Source organism: Hymenobacter elongatus (genome assembly GCF_004745955.1).
Lineage (GTDB): Bacteria > Bacteroidota > Bacteroidia > Cytophagales > Hymenobacteraceae > Hymenobacter > Hymenobacter elongatus.
In genome coordinates, this window is record NZ_SRLD01000056.1 from 1 (window position 1) to 20,446 (window position 20,446).

The following is a 20,446-nucleotide window of genomic DNA, read 5'->3' on the forward strand; positions in this document are numbered from 1 at the left end:
GCAGGGCAAACACGATCTGGGCCTCGGTAAACTTCGTCTTTTTCATGGCGCATGTCTCTTGGTTTAAGATACAACAAGGGCCTGATTTCTCTACTTTAGCGTGGACCAGTTTCTTGGGAGGAGGTCACATCAGCGCAAAGTATTACCCGCTAAGCCGCGTCTTCAACCAGGGATTTTATCTGCGTGCCAGCTATGGCCCCGGCCAACTCACGGCCAAGCGCGACTACCAGGATGAGGCCAAAACCTTCCGTCACCAGTTCGCCATCGGCAGCACGCTGCTGGGTGGGGTGGGCTACTCGCTGCCGCTGAACAAGTGCAGCCTAAGCCTGGAGGTCGAAATGGAGCGGGCCCGCCGCAACGGCACCATTTCCGGCGTAGGCGATAGTCAGGTGTTCCGCAGCGGGCAGGTGGGCGTGAATGTGGTGCTGACGTTCTGAGAGGAATGGTGTAGAGCTACATCCTGGCGTTTTATCAACCAGGCTATCTGGCCAGTAGTGCTTCTGGAGTGTTTTTCCTTTCCAGAACTTCCTGTTGAGCATTCTACTTCCTGCCCACACAGTCTAGTAGGAATAGAGCATGCGGGTGGCGCGGATAGCAAGAGGTAAACAGCCGTTGGCACAGCGGGTAGGCGGCTATGCGAACGGCTGCTGTATGGTTGATACAGTGCTTTCATATATAGTTGTAAAGTACCACGAAGGAATAGGGTGGAAGGCGGTTTTTTACTAATTTAGTTGGCAGGTATAAGGGTAAAAAATATGGCAATGGATGACGCTGGTAAAATGTTTGGCACTCCTAAATCTATCATCAGGCTTGTAGTTGACTAATATAATTAGGAACTTTATGCGCTTGCCGCCCCTTAAGAATATTGCGTTCTGCGCCGCTAACGGTACTTTTGATGAACACCCGCATTCCCCCCGCCGACCAACCCTTGTTTCCTATGGTCAACCCTGACGCTCCTTTAGATGAAACGCCGACGCCTGCTGTATTTGGCGCCGGCGATACCCTCAGCTTTGATGACGCCACTACGCCCGCTCAACCAACTGCCGCCGACCACGAACACCATGCCCCCGATGCCGGCGAGCTGACCTTGGCCGAATCATCAGAAGATGTGGAGGTCGTGACGGAAGCCACGCCCGTGACCGAGGAAACCGAGGAGGAGCCCAAGTTTGCCCCCGGCGAAACCATTCACGACGTGGCCACCGTGGCCGGTATGTACCAGAATTGGTTTCTGGACTACGCCTCCTACGTGATTCTGGAGCGCGCCGTGCCTGCCATCGAGGACGGTCTGAAGCCCGTGCAGCGCCGTATTCTGCACGCCATGAAGGAGATGGACGACGGCCGCTTCAACAAGGTGGCCAACGTCATCGGCCAGACCATGCAGTACCACCCCCACGGCGACGCCAGCATCGGCGACGCCATGGTGAACCTGGGCCAGAAGGATTTGCTGATCGAAACCCAGGGTAACTGGGGCGACATCCGCACCGGCGACGGCGCGGCCGCCCCGCGCTACATCGAAGCGCGGCTGAGCAAGTTTGCCCTCGAAGTTATCTTCAACCCCGACATCACCGACTGGCAGATGAGCTACGACGGCCGCAAGCGCGAGCCGACCACGCTGCCGGTGAAATTCCCGCTGCTGCTGGCCCAGGGCGTGGAGGGTATTGCCGTGGGTTTGAGCACCAAGATCATGCCCCACAACTTCCGCGAGCTGTGCAAGGCCAGTATCGACGTGCTCCGGGGCCGGGAAATCCAGCTGTTTCCCGACTTCAGCACCGGCGGCCTTTGCGACGTCACCAACTATAACAGCGGGCAGCGCGGGGCCAAAATCCGCCTGCGGGCCACCATCGAGAAGGCCGACAAGACCATGCTCGTCATCCGCGACATTCCCTACGGCACCACCACCACGGCGCTGATGGAAAGCATCGTGAAAGCCTCGGAAGCCAATAAAATCAAGATCAAGAAGGTGGTCGATAACACGGCCGCCGCCGTGGAAATCCAGGTTCACCTGCCCACCGGCGTGAGTCCCGACCTCACGATGGACGCGCTATACGCCTTCACGGACTGCGAAATCTCGATTTCGCCCAATACTTGCGTCATTATCGAGGACAAGCCGCGCTTCGTGGGCGTGGAGGATATGCTGAAGCTGAGCACCGGCAAAACGGTGCGCCTGCTGGAGCGGGAGCTGGAAATCAGGCAGGACGAGCTGCACGAAAAGTGGCACTCGGCCTCGCTGGAAAAGATCTTCATCGAAAACCGCATCTACCGCAAAATTGAGGAGTGCGAAACCTGGGCCGACATTCTCGAAACCATCGAGAAGGGGCTGGGCAAGTTCGTGCGCGTTGATGGGCAAAAGGCGAAGGCCGACGACCAGCGCATCGTACTACGCCGCGCCATCACCGAGGACGACCTCACGCGGCTGACCGAAATCCGCATCAAGCGCATCAGCAAGTTCGACGGCTTCAAGGCCGACGAGTACATTCAGAAGCTCGAAGCCGAGCTGGCCGAGGTCGCCGACCACCTGGCCAACCTCACCCGCTACGCCATTCACTACTTCGAGAACCTGCTGAAAAAGTACGGCGTGAACCGGGAGCGCAAAACCCAGCTCCGCACCTTCGACGTGGTAACGGCCCAGAAGGTGGCCGTGGCCAATCAGAAGCTTTACGTGAACCGCCAGGATGGCTTCGCGGGCTACGGCCTCAAAAAGGACGAGTTCATCTGCGACTGCTCCGACCTCGACGACATCATCGCCATCCGCCGCGACGGCTCCTTTACGGTAGTGCGCATTTCGGAAAAGACCTTCGTGGGCAAGGACATCCTGCACGTGGGCGTCTACAACAAGAACGACGACCGGCTGGTGTACAACATGATGTACCAGGACGGCCCCTCGGGCGTGGCCTACGCCAAGCGCTTCCTCGTCACGGGCATCACCCGCGACAAAGTGTACGACCTGACCAAGGGCGGCAAGAGCTCCAAAGTGCTCTACCTGACGGCTAATCCTAACTCGGAGTCGGAGCTGGTGAGCGTGCAGCTTGCCGACAAGGCCCCGGCCCGGGTGAAGCAGTTCGACTTCGACTTTGCCGAGCTGGCCATCAAGGGCAAGGGCTCGATGGGCAACATCGTGACCAAGCAGCCGATCAAGAAAATCACCCAGAAAAGCCTCGGCGACTCCACCCTGGGCGGCCGGGAAGTATTTTTCGATGCCGTGGTGGGCCGCCTCAACACCGCCGGCCACGGCCGCTACCTGGGCACCTTCGACACCGACAATACGGTGCTGGTGGTGTACCGCGACGGCAGCTACGAGCTGAAGTCGCCCGACCCGGCCCACCACTTCGACGTGCCCAACATTGTGCTGCTGCGCAAGCTGGAGGCCGATACCGTGCTCAGCGCCGTGTATGCGGAAGGCGACACAAAGGTGCATTACGTGAAGCGGTTCAAGATTGAAACCAGTACTCTGGAAAAGCGCTTCATCTTCATCTCCGAAACCAAGGGCTCCAAGCTGCTGGCCGCTACGGCCTTTGCCGAGCCGGTGGTGGAAGTAAAGCTCCAGCGCGACAAGAAGGCCGACAAGGAAACCGAGAAGCTGCTGCTCCCCGAGTTCATCGATGTAAAGGGCTGGAAGGCCATGGGCAACAAGCTCAACTACTTCCGCATTCATGCCGTGAACCTGCTCACCGACGAAGGCCCCGAGCCCCAGCGGCGCGAGGTAGCCCGCAGGAAAGGCCCCGCTACCATTCCGCGCCCGGCGGCAGCAGCGCCGGAAGAAACCGGCCCGCTGCCCGAACTGACCGGCCCGGTGGAAGTAACCAGTGAGGATGTGGAACGGGCCCAGGCGGTGCTGCGCCGACCAAAGGCCCAGCTGGGATTATTCTAAATGAAATAAAAAGCCCCGGTTGAAATGCCTTGTCCTTACCCACATCTTTGGTGGGCTTGCCCGAATGTGCTTCACGCAGGGTCCCGCAGGGGTAGAGCGCCGTGTCTCGCAGTGCCATTCAGCAAAAATACGGCGGGACACCTTTAACACTGCGGGACACTGCGTGAAAGCCTCATTGCAGCCGCTGGAAAAGATGTGGGTAAGGACAAGGTTGAAATGCTGGGGCTTTTTTTGTGTTATTGCGCAAAATGTTCCCAGTCCAGCTTTGCGACTGGTATTCGTCTCGCTTTCATTGATGTTCGCTCACTCGTCCTGCCTATTCAGAAAATGGCTGCTACTCTGGCTATTGCTGGCCGCAGGAGTCAGCCCTGTTACAGCGGCGGTGGGGGCCAACATAGACCCGATACCATCAGAAGCGGCCCCTTTCGATATTGGTAAGCTGCTGGCCGAAGCCCGGGCGTTGCAAAAGCAGTACAAGGAATCAGAGGCGTTGGCTAAGTATGAGCAGGTACTGGGGCAGGCTCCCGGCAACTACGAAGCGCTGTGGCAGGCTGCGGTGCTCAGCGTCCACATCGGCACCCGCTACACCGATGAGACGCGGAAAGCCGCTTATTTTGCCGCTGCCCGTCTGTATTCAACCCGCGCTCTGGTGGTGAAACCGGAAGGAGCCGAATCAAATTATGCTGAGGCCCTCGCCTTATCCACCCAGGCCACGCTGCTGAACGCCCGTGGCCGGTTGGTGGCCTATAAGGAAATGAAGCCCTACGTATTCAAGGCCGTGGAGCGGGCTCCCAAATGGGCCGACGCCTGGCAGCTGCTCGGTCGCTGGCACTACCGCGTCGATCATTACAACGTGTTGGAACGCGCCTACAGCCAGTTGTTGCTGGGCGGCATGCCTGGTAGCGCCAGCACCCCCAAAGCCATTGAGGCTCTGGTGAAAGCCCACGAGCTAGAGCCCAAGCGCATTCAGTTCTGCTACGATCTGGCGCGGGTGCATCTCAATCAGGGCCAGCGCACCCGGGCCAGCAACGTGCTGCAGGAAGCCACGCAGCTCACGCCCGTTACCAGTGAGGAGCTGGAAATGAGCCGGCGCTGTCGCCTGATGCTGACGCAGCTCAACAAACGAATGCTCAAGCAGCTGCACCGCAAAGTCAAAAACACGCTTTAACATCAGCCCTGACCGGCCGCCGAGTATCTTTGTGCCAGTGCTGTCTTTCCCACCGCTTGCCGTGATTTTTATTCGTCTCTTTCTGGGTTGTGTGCTCAGCGCGACGTTGCTCAGCGCCTGCGACGACGCCCCGGCTAGTCGTACCGAAACCATGGTCAACTTGGCCACGGTGCAGAGCGGCCCCCAGATTCAAGCCCAGGAGCTGGAAGGAGCTATTGCTCGGCAGCCCCGCAATGCCTCCCTCTATGCCCGTCGGGCCGCTTTTCGCCTCGATGCCGGCCAGGTAGCTGCTGCCTTGCAGGATATCAATCAGGCCATCGACCTCGATGAGGATCAGGGCGAGTTTTACTTTACCAAAGCCCGGGCTCTGCGCAGCCAAAACCGCTTGTCGGCCACGCTGGCAGCCGCCGAGGAAGCCTCCCGCCGCGGGTTTTCGTCGCCTGAGCTAAACCTGCTGGTGGGGGAAACCCAGCTGGCGGCCCGCCATTACCAGGATGCCATCGACCAACTTGACCGCGCCCTGCAGCAGGAGCCCGACCATGCCGGCGCGCTGTTTTACAAAGGCATTGCTTCCCTGGCCCTAGCCGATACCGCCCAGGCCCTGCAGTACTTGCGGGCCAGTACTGCCCGCGACCCGCGCCAGCCAGAAACTCTGCACCAGCTGGCTTTTTTGTCGAATGCCTACCGGCTCCCCGCCGAGGCCCTCGTCTATACTACTCGGGGCCTCAAGCTGGCTCCTGCCTACGGTCTGTTGTGGTACGACCACGGCCGCCAGTTCGAGCTGCAAAACCAGCCTGACAGCGCCCTGCGCTGCTATTACCGGGCCATTCGCCTCGACACTACCCTCTACCGCGCCGACTACCGCTTAGCCTTGGCGGCTTTCAAGCAACGGCAATACGCCTCAGCCATACCACACTTGCAGCGGGCTGTGCGGCGGGCACCGCGTCTGCCCAATGCCCGACAGATGCTGGCGGAAAGCTACGAAAGCCAGGGACGAGCGGCCGATGCCCTGGCCCAGTACCGCCTGCTAGTAGTCGAAAACCCCGGTAATCGGCACTGGACGTATAAAGTGTGGAAAGCCGGCGAACAAGCCCGCCGGCTCCGCCCTGATTCTACCTTCCGCCGCCGGGCTGCGATAGAGCCACTGGCACCGCTCCCCCAGCGGGTCACGCCGGCCTTGACCAACTAAGGGCCACTGGTAGGGTAGATGCGGGCGTGTCTGATACTGCTCTGTTATCCTGCCTGAGCTGGTCGCTGGCCAAGTGCTGCGCCCTATTGGTGCTGCCTGGGAAGCGCTGCAGACCCTCACGCCGTGGCGAACCAATTATCCGCTGGGCCGCTAAAAACCGCCCCAAGCTGCTAACTTGCGAGCTAACGCTGTTTGTATAGCTACTTTTCCTTTTCTACCCATGATCAATATCACGCTTCCCGACGGTTCCGTCCGCCAGTTTGAGCCCGGCGTTTCGGGCTACGATGTGGCCGCCAGCATCAGTGAAGGCCTGGCCCGCAATGCCTTGGCCGTTCGCGTCAACGGGGAGGTTCGCGACCTGAACCGCTCCCTCGACGACAGTGCCAACCTCGAAATTCTAACTTGGAACGATACCGCCGGCAAAGCCACGTTCTGGCACTCTTCGGCTCACCTCATGGCCGAAGCGCTGGAGGCTCTGTATCCCGGCGTTAAGCTGGGCATTGGCCCCAGTATCGAAAACGGTTTCTATTACGATATTGACCTGGGCGAAGGCCGCACGATTTCAACGGATAATTTCCCTGAAATCGAGAAGAAAATTCTGGAGTTAGCAAAAAATAAAAGCCGCTACGAGCGCCGCGAGGTGAGCAAAGCCGATGCTATTGCCTACTTCACCGAAAAGGGCGACGAATATAAGCTCGACTTGCTCGAGCGTCTTGACGATGGCACTATCACCTTTTACCAGCAAGGCGGTTTCACCGACCTCTGCCGGGGGCCACACATTCCTGATACCTCGCCGATTAAGGCTGTAAAGCTACTCAACGTGGCCGGTGCCTACTGGCGTGGCGATGAGAAGAACAAGCAGCTCACGCGCATTTATGGCATCACTTTTCCCAAAGCCAAGGAACTCACCGAGTATCTCGAAAAGCTGGAGGAAGCCAAGCGTCGCGACCACCGCAAGCTGGGCAAGGAGTTGGAGCTGTTTGCTTTCTCGGAGAAAGTAGGCGCGGGGCTGCCCTTGTGGCTACCGAAAGGCACGGCCCTGCGCGAGCGCCTGGAGCAGTTCATGCGCAAAGCGCAGGTAAAAGCCGGCTATCTACCAGTGGTTACGCCCCATATCGGCTCCAAGGAGTTGTATGTCACCTCGGGCCACTACGAGAAGTACGGTGCCGACTCGTTCCAGCCCATCAAGACGCCCAACCCCGGCGAGGAGTTTTTCCTCAAGCCGATGAACTGCCCGCACCATTGCGAGATTTATAAGACCAAGCCCCGCTCGTACCGCGACCTGCCGATTCGTCTGGCGGAGTTCGGCACGGTGTACCGTTACGAGCAGAGTGGGGAGCTGCACGGCCTCACGCGCGTGCGCGGCTTCACCCAGGACGATGCCCACATCTTCTGTCGCCCAGATCAAGTAAAGCAGGAGTTTATCAAGGTTATCGACCTGGTTCTCTACGTGTTCAGCTCACTGGGCTTTGAAGACTATACGGCCCAGATTTCCCTGCGCGACCCCGAAAATAAGGCGAAGTACATCGGCTCCGATGAGAACTGGCTGCTGGCCGAAACGGCTATTCAGGAGGCCGCCGCCGAGAAAGGGCTGCGCACGGTAACTGAGTTGGGCGAGGCCGCCTTCTACGGCCCCAAACTCGACTTCATGGTGCGTGATGCCTTGGGTCGGAAGTGGCAACTCGGTACTATTCAGGTCGACTACAATCTGCCCGAGCGCTTCGAGCTGGAGTACGTAGCCCCCGATAACTCCCGCCAGCGCCCCGTGATGCTGCATCGTGCCCCGTTTGGCTCCCTCGAGCGGTTCGTGGCAGTGCTCATCGAGCACTGTGCCGGCAACTTCCCCCTGTGGCTCTCGCCCGAGCAGTTCGCAGTGCTGCCCATTTCGGAAAAATACCAGGACTATGCCCAGCAAGTGTACGACCAGCTGGTGCAGGCCGAAATGCGCGGCTCCTTGGATAGCCGAGACGAGAAAATCGGCCGTAAAATCCGGGACGCCGAAATGTCGAAAGTGCCCTATATGCTTATAGTAGGAGAGAAGGAACAGGAAAACGGTATAGTCTCGGTGCGCAAGCACGGCGAAGGCGACATCGGCAGCGTGCCTTTAGACGCCTTCATTCGCAGCTTTCAGGAACAGGTAGCTGAGATGACGGCAGTCAAATAGCCACACTCACGGCAAGCCGTACAGCCCGCCGTGCAGAGGTCGGACCACTCACTCTTGACACGTAAAGCCCCAATATCTTTTCGGATGTTAGGGCTTTATGTAAGGACCGTAATCATCCTGATTCGAAGGATACACTGCCTCTGTTTCGACCAATACTGACGGCCGGAAAGACAATTTTATATAGTCTTTCTTGAGGGTTTGGAAAAAAAGGCGGATATTCGCCCGCTGATTGAACCGACGAAGCTTCCGTTTTGCCCGTGTTCAGCAGCTTAAAAGTTAATCAGCTCACCTTTCAGAAGGAGGACCAACTCATAGCAACCCCCAATCGCCGCTACATTCCCCGCGCTCAGGTAGAGGAGCCGTTCAAAATCAATCAGAAGATTACGGCCCGGGAAATACGTCTGGTCGGCGAAAACGTCGAGCAAGGCATCTATTCAATTGAGCAGGCCCGTCGGATGGCCCAGGAGCAAAACCTTGACCTGGTCGAGATTTCGCCCACTGCTACTCCGCCGGTGTGCCGTGTTATCGACTACTCAAAATTCAAGTACGAGCAGAAGAAACGCACCCGCGAAATGAAAGCCAAGGCTACGAAAGTGGTCCTGAAGGAAATACGTTTCGGGCCTAATACCGACGACCACGACTTCGCCTTTAAACTGAAGCACGCCCAGGAATTCCTGAAGGAAGGTGCTAAGATTAAAGCGTACGTACACTTCGTGGGTCGCTCTATCGTATTCAAGGAGCGTGGCGAAATTTTGCTGCTCAAGTTTGCGCAGGCGTTGGAAGAACTGGCCAAGGTGGAGCAGTTGCCCAAGCTCGAAGGCAAACGAATGTTCCTGTATCTGGCTCCCAAAGTCGCTCCCTCGGTTGCCAAGCCCAAGCCTGTAGCACCTGCTGCTAAGGAAGGTGCGCCGGCCCCAAAGGAAGCGCAGCCTAAAGAGGTTCAGGAATAGCCCAACCCGCATTTTCTTTTTTCTCAATTCATACCACAATGCCAAAAGTAAAGACGAAATCCGGTGCTAAGAAGCGTTTTACGCTCACCGGCTCGGGCAAGGTGAAGCGGAAGCACGCCTTCAAAAGCCACATCCTCACGAAGAAGTCGACCAAGCAAAAGCGTAATCTGACGCACATCACCTTGGTAAGCTCAGCGGACATGAACCGCGTGAAGGACATGCTGAACATCTAAGTTCGGTTTGTAGCTTAAGTAAATTTCAACCCGGTGTCCGGTCTCGAAGACTTTAATGAATAGTCACCGGCCGCCAAAAAAGAGTAGGTTATGCCAAGAAGTGTAAACCACGTGGCCTCGCGCCACCGCCGTAAAAAAGTAATGCGTCTGGCGAAAGGCTATTTCGGCCGTCGCAAGAACGTATGGACCGTTGCCAAGAACGCCGTTGAGAAGGGTCTTCTCTATGCCTACCGCGACCGGAAAACCAAGAAGCGCGAGTTCCGCGCCCTCTGGATTCAGCGCATCAACGCTGGTGCCCGTGAGCATGGTCTGTCGTATTCGCAGTTGATGGGTGGTCTGAAAAAGGCTGGTATCGAACTGAACCGTAAAGTTCTGGCCGACCTCGCCCTGAATCACCCCGCTGCTTTCAAAGGCATCGTGGAGAAAATTAAATAAAGAGCCCGCTCAGGTATACCTGCTACGCTGTTTAGCAAAAAAGCCCGCATCCAGAATTGGTTGCGGGCCTTTTTTATGCCCTCCTGCCGACTTATAGAGGTCCTGCTACTGTGGCCGGACTAACAGAAAAACAGGCTTCCCCTTACAAGTGGTCTGCTCCACCAACTGGTATCCGCATTTGGTCGCTACCCATAGCGAGGCTGCGTTTTTCGGGTCGATAACGCAGACCGTGAAATACGGCGCAGTTGGAGCCAGTAGGCAGTTCTAAATTAGGCTTAAAAATAAAAATCCCTTGACAGCTAGTCAAGGGATTTTTTGTGTAGCGGGGACGAGAGTTGAACTCGTGACCTCAGGGTTATGAATCCTGTGCTCTAACCAACTGAGCTACCCCGCCGGGTTTTTGGTGCCGCAAAGGTAACGACAAGATTTCGACCGACGCAAGCCCTATGTAAAAAAAAAGCCGTGTATATTGGCTGAACCCATTGCTGATTACCGAATGGGGTCCTCTCCCTTTTTCTAGTTTTGCTCCGCTTATGCCGCTTTCTGCTACTCGTTCCAAGCACCGCTTTACGGTCGAACTGCCCGTAAACGCCTCTCCTAAAATCCTCTATCCTTACTTAGCCTCAGCCTCCGGATTGTCGCAATGGTTCTGCCAGGATGTGCGCATCGATGAAGATCATCGCTACAACTTTATCTGGGACAACCAGCCGCACTACGCTGAAATGACCTCCCACCGTACCAATCGGTCGGTTCGGTTTGTGTTTCTGGACCAAAACAAGCGCAATACGCCCGACGCCAACTACCTGGATTTTAGCCTCGAAGAATCACAGCTGACCCAGGAAGTGTATCTGCGAGTGATGGACTACTCCGAAGAAACCGATGACGTGGAGCTGCAGGAGATGTGGGAAAGCCTCATTCTGAAGCTGCGCGAGCTGGTTGGGGGCTAAGCTGCTCCGAAATAAAGTTGCGGGTAGAAGAGTAAAACGGACCGTATCTTCGTTGATCTTTTACTTTCTGCTGGCCAGCCGCGCTTCGGTGCTGGCCAGCAGGAGTACCGCTCATGAAGAAACTCGATAAGCTCATTCTACAGGCCTTTGCCGGGCCGTTTCTGCTCACCTTCGCCGTCGTGCAGTTTATTCTGCTCATGGTCACCATGCTCAAGTACATGGATGATTTGATAGGCAAGGACCTGGGCTGGCAGGTGATTACCAAGCTGATTTTCTTTTTCAGCGTCATCACCATCCCCACCGCTTTGCCGTTGGCCGTGCTCTTGTCGTCGCTGATGACCTACGGCAATCTGGGTGAGCACCACGAGTTGACGGCTATTAAAAGCTCCGGCATTTCCCTGACTCGTATTCTGCGGCCAGTGTTTCTGCTGAGCGTGGCATTGGCGGGCATGGCTTTCTGGTTCAACAACAGCATCGTGCCCAGCGCTAATCTGGAAACGTTCAGCTTGCTGTGGGATGTGCGCCAGCAGAAGCTAGCGTTGGATATCAAAGAGGGTGTGTTCTACAATGGTTTGCCGGGCTATACGATCAAGGTAAACCAGAAGGAAGGCGAAAATGGCGACCTGCTCAAGGGAGTCATGATTTATGACCATACTAACGGTCGGGGCAATTCTACCGTTATCCTGGCCGATTCCGGCCGCATGTTCACCCGTTTTGGCGGCGACTATCTGGCGCTGGAGCTCTTCCATGGCCGCACCTACGTCGAGCAGCCCGACTCGCGCGACCGGGCCGGGGCCAGCTTCATCCGGCAGGGCTTCGACCGCAACCTGATTACGTTTTCCTTGTCCTCGTTCAATCTGGATTTGACGGACAAAAAGCTGTTTGCGGAGAACAAGATGATGAAAAACATCCCTCAGCTCCAGCAGTTCACCGACTCGCTGCACGACAAGCTGGTCGTAGAACGCCAGCTCTTCCCCCGTCAGTTGAATCCCTATTACGTGTATCTGCGGCTTGATACTACTGGCCGGGCGCTGAACCGGCGCGTGGAGGGCTGGCAGGTATCGACTGCCAAGCTTCCGGTGCTCAACACCACTCTGGTAGATCAGGCTGAAAACCGGGTCCGGAACCTGCGCACCTACGTTGGCAGTACCTCCGAGCACATGAGCAACTTGGCTAAGGAAACTGGGAACTACCGCATCGAAATATACAAGAAGTATACCCAGTCGGTAGCGGTGTTGCTCATGTTCCTGATTGGGGCTCCGCTAGGTGCTATTATCAAAAAAGGCGGCTTGGGCGTGCCAGTATTAATTTCCATCGTCTTTTTTATCATCTATTACGTGCTGTCCATCATCGGCGAGAAGTATGGCCGGGAAGGAGTGATGCCCGCCGCCTCGGGGGTTTGGATGGCCACAGTGCTGCTACTGCCAGTGGGTATTTTCTTCCTGAACCAAGCCCGTCGCGACTCCGGTCTGCTGGACACGGATTTCTTCGGCCGGCTGTTCCGCAAGCTCAAATGGCCTCTCCGGGGCTATAAGCGGGCCGTGTAGCCTCGTTGCTTACCTGTAAGGTTAACGTTGAGCTCTGATGCTGAGCCAGCTAAGGAAAGGCTACAAGAACGGATTGCCAAAAGCCAATAAAAGCCATACCTTTGCGGCCACCCCGAGGTGCGGGGTATTTTTCTTTTCATATTTTAATCAAAGACGGGGCGACCTATCTGCCGATGAAACTCACTACCGAAATTAAGCAGTCTATCTTCGAAAAGAATAGCCTCGCTAAGACCTCAACCGACACAGGTTCGGCTGAATCGCAAATTGCCTTGTTCACGCACCGCATCACTCACCTGACTGAGCACTTGAAGGTGAACAAAAAAGACTTCTCGACCCGTTTGGGCCTGTTGAAGCTCGTTGGTAAGCGTCGTCGTCTGTTGGATTACCTGCAGCACCGCGAAATCAACCGCTACCGCGCAATTATCAAAGAGCTGGGTATCCGTAAGTAACCTCGCCCTTGTGGAGCAGGGAGCCTTTTAACGAAGGTTCCCTGCTCTTTTTTTGGCCTGACTGGTACTCAACGAACACCAGCTGGTTATCTGCCTTTTACCGCTTACCCAGAGCAAAACGCCGACCGCTGCCGGTCCTCGTTTTTACGGCTGCTCGCCCGCTGTCGCTTTTTCAAGCAAACTGAGAAGATGCCCAATTACAACGCTATTACCAAAAGCATTACCCTGCCCGACGGTCGGCAGATTACCCTGGAAACCGGCAAGCTGGCCAAATTCGCCGACGGTGCCGTCGTCGTGCGCCTCGGCGACGCGATGCTGCTCGCTACGGTCGTGTCGCAGCCCAGTTCCCGCGGCGACGTAGACTTTCTGCCGCTGTCGGTTGACTACCAGGAGAAATTTGGTGGTGCCGGTAACATTCCCGGTTCGTTCCAGCGCCGCGAAGGCCGCCTGTCGGACTACGAAATCCTGGTGTGCCGCATTGTAGACCGCATCCTGCGCCCGATGTTCCCCAAGGACTATCACTACGAGGTGCAGGTGATGATAACGCTGATTTCGGCCGATAAGACCGTGCAGCCCGACGCCTTGGCTGCCCTGGCCGCTTCGGCCGCCCTGTCGATTTCGGACATTCCTTTCGCCGGCCCGATTTCCGAGGTTCGCGTAGCCCGCATCGACGGCAAGCTGCAGATCAATCCGCTGACCGCCGACCTGGCCCGCGCCGACATCGACCTGATCGTCGGTGCTACCGCTGACTCGGTAGCCATGGTGGAAGGCGAGATGAACGAAGTGAGCGAAGAGGAGATGGTGGAAGCCATTGCCTTCGCTCACATTGCCATCAAAGAGCAAGTCCGCGTGCAGCAGGAGTTAGCTGCCGAAGTGGAGAAATCCCACGTGAAGCGCGAGTATCCGAAGTACGAAGAGAATGACGCGCTGAAGCAACAGATCATGCAGGCCGTGCACCAGGGTGCCTACGACGTCGCTAAGTCGGGCAACACCAGCAAGGCCGGCCGCAAGGAAGCTTTCGGCGCTATCAAGAAGCCTCTGCTGGCTCAACTGCTGGAGGAAAACCCGGAGCTGGACATGAAAATGTTCGGCCGCTACTACGCTTCAGCCGAGAAGAAAGGTATCCGCGACATGATGATCAAGGAGCGTACCCGCCTCGACGGCCGCGCCCTGACCCAGATTCGCTCGATCTGGAGCGAGGTGAACTACCTGCCCGGCGCCCACGGCTCGGCTTTGTTCACCCGCGGCGAAACCCAGTCGCTGACCACCGTAGCCCTCGGCACCAAGCTCGATGAGCAGATCATCGACACGGCCATGACTTCGGGCTACAGCAAGTTCATGCTGCACTACAACTTCCCGGCCTTCTCGACCGGCGAGGTGAAGCCCAACCGCGGCCCCGGCCGCCGGGAAATCGGCCACGGCAACCTGGCCATGCGCTCGTTGAAGAAGGTATTGCCTTCCGACGACGAAAACCCCTACACCATCCGCATCGTGTCGGACATCTTGGAGTCGAACGGCTCGTCGTCGATGGCTACCGTGTGCGCCGCTTCGATGGCTTTGATGGACGCGGGCATTAAAGTGCGCGCCGCCGTTTCGGGCATCGCCATGGGCCTCGTGCAGGACAAGGAAACCGGCGAATACGCCGTGCTAAGCGACATTCTCGGCGACGAGGACCACCTCGGCGACATGGACTTCAAAGTAACCGGCACCGAGAAAGGTATCGTGGCTTGCCAGATGGACATCAAAATCCAGGGCCTGAGCAGCGAAATCATGACCGCCGCCCTGCACCAGGCCCGCGAGGGCCGGCTGCACATTCTGCGCGAGATGGCTAAGACCATCCACGAAACGGCGGCCGAGCTGAAGCCTCATACTCCTCGTTCGCACAAGATGCTCATCGACAAGGAGTACATCGGCGCGGTGATCGGGCCCGGCGGCAAGGTTATCCAGCAGATCCAGAAGGACACCAACGCCACGGTCATCATCGAGGAGAAGGACGAGAAAGGCCACGTGAGCATCTACGCTTCCAACCAGGAAGACATGCAGGCGGCCATTGACCGGATCCGCGCCATTGCGGCCACGCCGGAAGTGGGCGAGACCTACAAAGGCAAGGTGCGCAGCATCCAGCCCTACGGCGCGTTCGTGGAAATCATGCCGGGCAAAGATGGCCTGCTCCACATTTCCGAAGTATCGCACGACCGGCTCTCGACGCTGGAAGGCGTGCTGGAAGTAGGGCAGGAAATCGATGTGAAGCTGCTTGACATCGACAAGAAAACGGGCAAGTACCGCTTGTCGCGCAAGGTGTTGCTGCCCAAGCCCGAGCGTGCAGCCAATAGCAACGGGGAGGCGCAGGAATAACCATTTTCCTGCAGTAGAACTTTCGCGGGTACCGGCATGTTGGTCACAATCAGCCGGTACCCGTAACGGGTTCACGATGTTTAATACTTTCAGAAATACAATACTTCCGCGCCCGCAATGAGACAGCTAAAGATCAGCAAGCAAATCACCAACCGCGAAAGCCAGTCGCTGGATAAGTACCTCCAGGAAATTGGCAAGGTAGATTTGCTAACCCCCGATGAGGAGGTAACGCTGGCGCAACGCATTCGAGAAGGCGACCAGCAAGCGCTGGAAAAGCTAACGAAAGCCAACCTACGCTTCGTGGTGTCGGTGGCTAAGCAATACCAGAACCAGGGTTTGTCGTTGGGCGACTTGATCAACGAGGGCAACCTGGGCTTGATTAAAGCGGCCAAGCGCTTTGACGAAACCCGCGGTTTCAAATTCATTTCCTACGCCGTATGGTGGATTCGCCAGTCGATTCTGCAGGCTTTGGCCGAGCAGTCGCGCATTGTGCGTTTGCCCCTGAACCGCGTGGGCTCGTTGAACAAAATTTCCAAGTCATTTTCCGAGCTGGAGCAGAAGTTTGAGCGGGAGCCCTCGCCCGAAGAAATTGCCGAAGTGCTGGAGCTGACGACATCAGAGGTCGTAGACACCCTGAAAATTTCGGGCCGTCACGTGTCGGTAGATGCGCCGTTCGTGCAGGGTGAAGAAAACCGTCTGCTCGACGTGCTCGAAAACGAGGACGAGGAGAGCCCCGACACGGGCCTGATGAACGACTCGCTCCGCAAGGAAGTGCAGCGTGCCCTGAGCACGCTCACCAAGCGCGAGGCCGACGTGATTACGCTGTATTTCGGCCTGAACGGGGAGCATTCCCTGACCCTGGAAGAAATTGGCGAGAAGTTTAACCTCACCCGCGAGCGGGTGCGCCAGATCAAGGAAAAGGCTATTCGCCGCCTGCGCCACACCTCGCGCAGCAAGGCTTTGAAACCTTACCTAGGATAAGTCTTTTACTTATCCGAAAAGAAAAACCCCAGCGCCCCGTTGGGGTTTTTCTTTGTAGTAGCGCCAGCCCGGCAGTCTGATTTTGCCTACGTGGTACTCAATGTGAGCGCCCGTGGAGTGAAAAGCCGCGGCGAAGCGTACTTTTGTTCTTCAAATCGCCTTTACCATACTCATGGACAATACTACCGAACACGTTAAGTGTCTCATTATCGGCTCGGGACCAGCGGGCTACACGGCAGCTATATATGCGGCGCGGGCCAATATGAAGCCCGTGATGTACCAGGGCCTGCAGCCCGGCGGCCAGCTCACGATTACCAACGACGTGGAGAACTTCCCCGGTTACCCCGATGGCGTGATGGGGCCGGAAATGATGGAAGATCTCAAAAAGCAAGCGGAGCGCTTCGGCACCGATATTCGCTACGGTCTGGCTACGGCGGTTGACTTTTCCAGTCATCCGCACAAAGTCACGATTGACGAAAGCAAGCAGCTGACGGCCGATGCGGTGATTATTGCTACCGGAGCTTCGGCCAAATGGCTTGGTATTGAGTCGGAGGCGCGGCTGAACGGCTCGGGCGTATCGGCCTGCGCCGTGTGCGACGGGTTCTTCTACCGGGGCAAGGACGTGGCCATTGTGGGCGCGGGCGACACGGCGGCGGAAGAAGCCACGTATTTGGCCAACCTCTGCAACAAAGTGTACATGCTGGTGCGCAAAGGGGAAATGCGCGCTTCGAAAATCATGCAGAAGCGCGTGGTCGATAATCCCAAGATCGAAGTGCTCTGGAATACGGCTACCGATGAAATTCTGGGGGAGCATGCCGTGGATGGCGTGCGGGTGAAAAACCTGCTGACGCACGAAACGCGCGAACTGGCCGTTGAAGGCTTTTTCGTGGCCATCGGGCACGAGCCCAACTCCAAGATATTCCATCCCTACCTGCACCACGACGAGCAGGGCTACCTGAAAACTATTCCCGGCTCGGCCAAAACGAACGTCGATGGTGTCTTTGCCTGCGGCGACGTGCAGGACTACACCTACCGGCAAGCCGTGACGGCGGCCGGCTCGGGCTGCATGGCCGCCCTGGATGCTGAGCGCTACCTGGCCGCGCTGGGAGTTCATTAGGGCTGAACGGGGCGGCGGGAGAAGGGTAGGCAGTGCATCTGCTGGCGCGTACACGCGCCAGCAGATGCACTGTGCAGCCTTTCTCCATCCTGCCCGTTCATACCTTCACCATCTCACCTTTTTGCCTTTGTTGAAATTTGTGAACTACTGGCTGGCCCCGTGGCTGCTGGTGCTGCTGATGCTGGCACCGGGGCAGGGGCAGGCACAGCGCCGGAAGGTGCCCGAGCCCAAGGCCAAGGCGGGCTCGGCGGGTAAGCGGAAGGATTTCTTCCGGATTAAGTCGCCCAAAATCCAGTACGTCCGGCCCGATACCACGATTCTGATTGAAACCAAAGACTTGCCCGACGACAACTCGGACGAGGCTAAGTCAATCTTCTTTAACCCGGCCAAGAAGCTCTCCATCGTCAGCGAGGATACCACTACCCTCGACGAAGGCGAACCGCAAATCGTGGAGATGACCGAGGAAGTGCTCATCGACAGCTCCTGGATTAAGGTAGCCGGGTACTATTCCATCTGGGACACACGCAACATCAACCCCTACCGGGTAGATGGCCGCCGGTTGCGCGATACGCTGAATCTGCAGCTCGTAGAGCCTACCAAGCAGCGCTTCGCCCGCATGCCCCTGCGCACGACTCCGCTCACGTCGGACTTCGGTTTCCGGGGCTACCGCTGGCACTATGGCGTCGATCTGGACCTGGACACCGGCGACTCGGTGCGGGCCGCTTTCGATGGCGTGGTGCGCATTTCGAAGTGGGACGGCGGCGGCTACGGCAACTACCTGCTGGTGCGCCACTACAACGGTGTGGAAACACTCTATGGTCATTTGAGCAAGGCTTTGGTCGCGCCCGGCACCTTCGTGAAAGCCGGGCAGCTCATTGGGCGGGGGGGCAGCACGGGTCGCAGCACGGGCTCTCACCTGCACTTTGAGGTGCGCTACGAGGGCAACCCCATCGACCCGGAGCGCATGTACGACTTCCCCGACTACAAGCTGCTCAAGGACAACTTCCAGATTACGTCGGCCCTGTTTGAGTACTACAGCAAAGCCCTGCGGGCCAAAGCTGTGGCCAAGCAGCGGAGTGCCAGCGCGGCTTCTGCGGCCCGCCGCATGGTCACGCACCGCATCCGGAGCGGCGACACGCTTTCGGAAGTAGCGCAGAAATACGGCGTGTCGCAGGCCCAGCTACGGCGGCTGAACGGCAACGTGAAAACCCTGCGCCCCGGCAAGACCCTGCGAATCAAGTAGGGCAGAGCCCGATGATTTTTGTACAGCTGTCATCCTGAACACAGCGAAGGACCCTATCACGGTAGCCCGACAATCGTAGCAACGACCTGTTGCAGCGTGCTAAGGTCCTTCGCTGTGCTCAGGATGACAGTTTCTTTTTTGCAACCAACAGCTTTACTTCCCGCTACCCATGAAACTCGATATTCTGGCCTTTGGCGCCCACCCCGATGATGTGGAAATGTCAGCGGCCGGTACGTTGCTGGCCGCTGCCGCTGCGGGCAAGAAAGTCGGCATCGTGGACTTCACGCGGGGGGAGCTCGGCACGCGGGGCACCCCGGCCACCCGCGCCGCCGAAGCCGAAGCGGCCAGCCGCATCCTGGGCCTGAGCGCCCGCGAAAACCTGGGCCTGCCCGACGGCTTCTTCCGCAACGACCGGGAGCACCAGCTGCCCCTGATTGCGGCCCTGCGCCGCTACCAGCCCGACGTGGTTCTCTGCAACGCCATCCACGACCGGCACCCCGACCACGGCCGCGGCTCCCAGCTGGCCTCCGAAGCCTGCTTTCTGAGCGGCCTGCGCATGATTGAAACCTTCGACGCCGACGGCCAGCCCCAGGCCCCGTGGCGGCCCCGCACCGTGTACCACTACATCCAGGACCGCCAGATTGCCCCCGATTTCGTGGTCGATATCTCCGGGTTTTGGCCCAAGAAGTGGGAATCCATTCAGGCCTACAAAACCCAGTTTTTCGACGCCGAGAGCACCGAGCCGGTCACCTACCTTTCCACGCCGGTCTTCACCCGGTTTATGGAAGCCCGCGCCCGCGAGTTCGGCCACATCATCGGCGTCGAGTTTGGGGAAGGCTTCACCCGCGAGCGGCCCCTGGGCGTGCGCGATATCACGACCCTGCTTTAAGCCTCGGCGCACAGGCGCGCGCACTACCCCGTGCGGGCTACGGCCTCCCGCCAACGCCAAAACAGCCGCTCCGATGGTATCGGGGCGGCTGTTTTGGCGTTGGCGAAAAGCTGTCTAGTGGGGCAAGTCGTGCGGCGTGTCGGCAGCTAAGGCGGCGGCCAGGGATGCGGCTTCGGCCCGGCGGGCGGCCAGGCGGGCCTGCAACAGGTGCCAGCGGGTGATGTCGGCCGTGGGCAGGAGGCGGGCGTGCCGGGTCAGCCAGCCGATGAGCCAGGTATGGTGCCCCCCCGCGTCGGGGTCGGCGGCCAGGGCAGCTTCGGTGGGGGCGGGGTAAGCGGCCAGCAGCGCGGGCAGGGCCTGCGCCCAGCGCACCTGTATGGCGGCTTGCAGCGCGAGCTTATCGGCCTGGGCTTGCAGGCCAACGGCCTGGTAGAGGCACACGCGGCGGCGAAAATCAAGCTCGGCAGCCTCGGGGGCAGCAGAGTCGGGCGGCAGCTCGGTAGGGGGCAGCGGCAGCGGCATAGCCATCGTTTCGGCGGTGGCCGGAACCGCCGGGGGCAGCTGGGCCAGCAGCAAAAACAGTGGTTCGCTCACTGCCGGCCCGATGCGGAAGCGCTGACTCTCCATTGCCTGCACCGTCGCCTTGCTCACACCCAGGTACAGGGCCAGCTCATCCTGTTGCAGCCCAAACCAGGCTCGCACCCGAAAAACCAGTGTATTCCTACTTCGAGCGCGACGGGGCATAGGGCTTGTGTATAATCTATTTCGGAAAATATAAAAATAGAGGGGCTTAGGAAGCACATCGAGCTTAGAGGGGCCGTTGGCGAAGTTCTTTGAGTAAGACTTTATACACGTTTTCGTAGCGGTGGTTGAAGCGAAATTCACATTCTTTCAGATGCAAGATAAATGTG

The 20,446-nt window shown here is 58.0% G+C and carries 17 protein-coding genes, 1 tRNA gene and 1 pseudogene; 16 read left to right on the plus strand and 3 right to left on the minus strand.

All coding sequences use genetic code 11. From position 1 onward, the window contains the following. The first annotated feature begins 113 nt into the window (after nucleotides 1-113). From E5J99_RS19400 to rplT, 8 genes are all read left to right on the plus strand, one after another. Entirely contained in the window at nucleotides 114-437 is a 324-nt protein-coding gene (locus tag E5J99_RS19400; protein ID WP_135499473.1) for a hypothetical protein, read from the plus strand. A 458-nt stretch (nucleotides 438-895) separates the two neighbouring features. Next, complete coding sequence (locus E5J99_RS19405; RefSeq protein WP_245319122.1) at nucleotides 896-3,868, plus strand: DNA gyrase/topoisomerase IV subunit A; 2,973 nt, start codon at nucleotides 896-898, stop codon at nucleotides 3,866-3,868. A gap of 346 nt (nucleotides 3,869-4,214) precedes the next feature. Further along, nucleotides 4,215-5,036, plus strand: coding sequence for a tetratricopeptide repeat protein (locus tag E5J99_RS19410; RefSeq protein WP_167852243.1), 822 nt, complete (start codon nucleotides 4,215-4,217; stop codon nucleotides 5,034-5,036). Nucleotides 5,037-5,097: 61 nt separating this feature from the next. Continuing rightward, the gene (locus E5J99_RS19415; RefSeq protein ID WP_135499475.1) at nucleotides 5,098-6,225 is read left to right on the plus strand and encodes a tetratricopeptide repeat protein; all 1,128 of its coding nucleotides are present in this window, start codon (nucleotides 5,098-5,100) and stop codon (nucleotides 6,223-6,225) included. A 220-nt stretch (nucleotides 6,226-6,445) separates the two neighbouring features. Then, the gene (thrS, locus tag E5J99_RS19420; protein ID WP_135499476.1) at nucleotides 6,446-8,389 is read left to right on the plus strand and encodes a threonine--tRNA ligase; all 1,944 of its coding nucleotides are present in this window, start codon (nucleotides 6,446-6,448) and stop codon (nucleotides 8,387-8,389) included. A gap of 311 nt (nucleotides 8,390-8,700) precedes the next feature. Beyond that, nucleotides 8,701-9,339 (plus strand): translation initiation factor IF-3, encoded by a 639-nt coding sequence (gene infC, locus E5J99_RS19425; RefSeq protein ID WP_245319125.1) that lies wholly within the window; start codon nucleotides 8,701-8,703, stop codon nucleotides 9,337-9,339. Nucleotides 9,340-9,377: 38 nt separating this feature from the next. After that, entirely contained in the window at nucleotides 9,378-9,572 is a 195-nt protein-coding gene (gene rpmI, locus E5J99_RS19430; RefSeq protein ID WP_135499477.1) for a 50S ribosomal protein L35, read from the plus strand. 90 nt (nucleotides 9,573-9,662) lie between these two features. Continuing rightward, entirely contained in the window at nucleotides 9,663-10,007 is a 345-nt protein-coding gene (gene rplT, locus E5J99_RS19435) for a 50S ribosomal protein L20 (protein ID WP_135499478.1), read from the plus strand. A gap of 320 nt (nucleotides 10,008-10,327) precedes the next feature. Here rplT and E5J99_RS19445 read toward each other — a convergent pair. Next, nucleotides 10,328-10,401: transfer RNA gene (locus tag E5J99_RS19445), tRNA-Met, on the minus strand. A 139-nt stretch (nucleotides 10,402-10,540) separates the two neighbouring features. Here E5J99_RS19445 and E5J99_RS19450 point away from each other — a divergent pair. From E5J99_RS19450 to bshB1, 8 genes are all read left to right on the plus strand, one after another. Further along, complete coding sequence (locus E5J99_RS19450; protein ID WP_135499479.1) at nucleotides 10,541-10,954, plus strand: START-like domain-containing protein; 414 nt, start codon at nucleotides 10,541-10,543, stop codon at nucleotides 10,952-10,954. Between the two features lie 113 nt (nucleotides 10,955-11,067). Then, nucleotides 11,068-12,501, plus strand: coding sequence for an LptF/LptG family permease (locus tag E5J99_RS19455; RefSeq protein WP_135499480.1), 1,434 nt, complete (start codon nucleotides 11,068-11,070; stop codon nucleotides 12,499-12,501). Between the two features lie 173 nt (nucleotides 12,502-12,674). Beyond that, entirely contained in the window at nucleotides 12,675-12,950 is a 276-nt protein-coding gene (gene rpsO, locus E5J99_RS19460) for a 30S ribosomal protein S15 (RefSeq protein ID WP_135499481.1), read from the plus strand. Nucleotides 12,951-13,139: 189 nt separating this feature from the next. Continuing rightward, a complete protein-coding gene (gene pnp, locus E5J99_RS19465) occupies nucleotides 13,140-15,305 on the plus strand; it encodes a polyribonucleotide nucleotidyltransferase (RefSeq protein ID WP_135499482.1) in 2,166 nt (721 codons plus the stop codon). A 117-nt stretch (nucleotides 15,306-15,422) separates the two neighbouring features. Further along, complete coding sequence (locus E5J99_RS19470; protein ID WP_073111364.1) at nucleotides 15,423-16,286, plus strand: sigma-70 family RNA polymerase sigma factor; 864 nt, start codon at nucleotides 15,423-15,425, stop codon at nucleotides 16,284-16,286. A 172-nt stretch (nucleotides 16,287-16,458) separates the two neighbouring features. After that, nucleotides 16,459-17,403 carry a thioredoxin-disulfide reductase gene (gene trxB, locus E5J99_RS19475; RefSeq protein WP_135499483.1) on the plus strand — a complete coding sequence of 315 codons (945 nt, stop codon included), beginning with the start codon at nucleotides 16,459-16,461 and terminating at the stop codon, nucleotides 17,401-17,403. A gap of 127 nt (nucleotides 17,404-17,530) precedes the next feature. Next, nucleotides 17,531-18,646 carry a M23 family metallopeptidase gene (locus E5J99_RS19480; RefSeq protein WP_245319123.1) on the plus strand — a complete coding sequence of 372 codons (1,116 nt, stop codon included), beginning with the start codon at nucleotides 17,531-17,533 and terminating at the stop codon, nucleotides 18,644-18,646. Between the two features lie 169 nt (nucleotides 18,647-18,815). Then, entirely contained in the window at nucleotides 18,816-19,535 is a 720-nt protein-coding gene (bshB1, locus tag E5J99_RS19485; RefSeq protein ID WP_135499484.1) for a bacillithiol biosynthesis deacetylase BshB1, read from the plus strand. A gap of 114 nt (nucleotides 19,536-19,649) precedes the next feature. Here the strand turns inward: bshB1 and E5J99_RS19490 are convergent, their stop codons facing one another. Both E5J99_RS19490 and E5J99_RS19495 read right to left on the minus strand, forming a co-directional pair. Then, nucleotides 19,650-20,279 (minus strand): antitoxin Xre-like helix-turn-helix domain-containing protein, encoded by a 630-nt coding sequence (locus E5J99_RS19490; RefSeq protein ID WP_135499485.1) that lies wholly within the window; start codon nucleotides 20,277-20,279, stop codon nucleotides 19,650-19,652. A 64-nt stretch (nucleotides 20,280-20,343) separates the two neighbouring features. Continuing rightward, nucleotides 20,344-20,446, minus strand: a pseudogene (locus E5J99_RS19495) (IS1595-like element ISPlba4 family transposase); the annotation flags it as partial.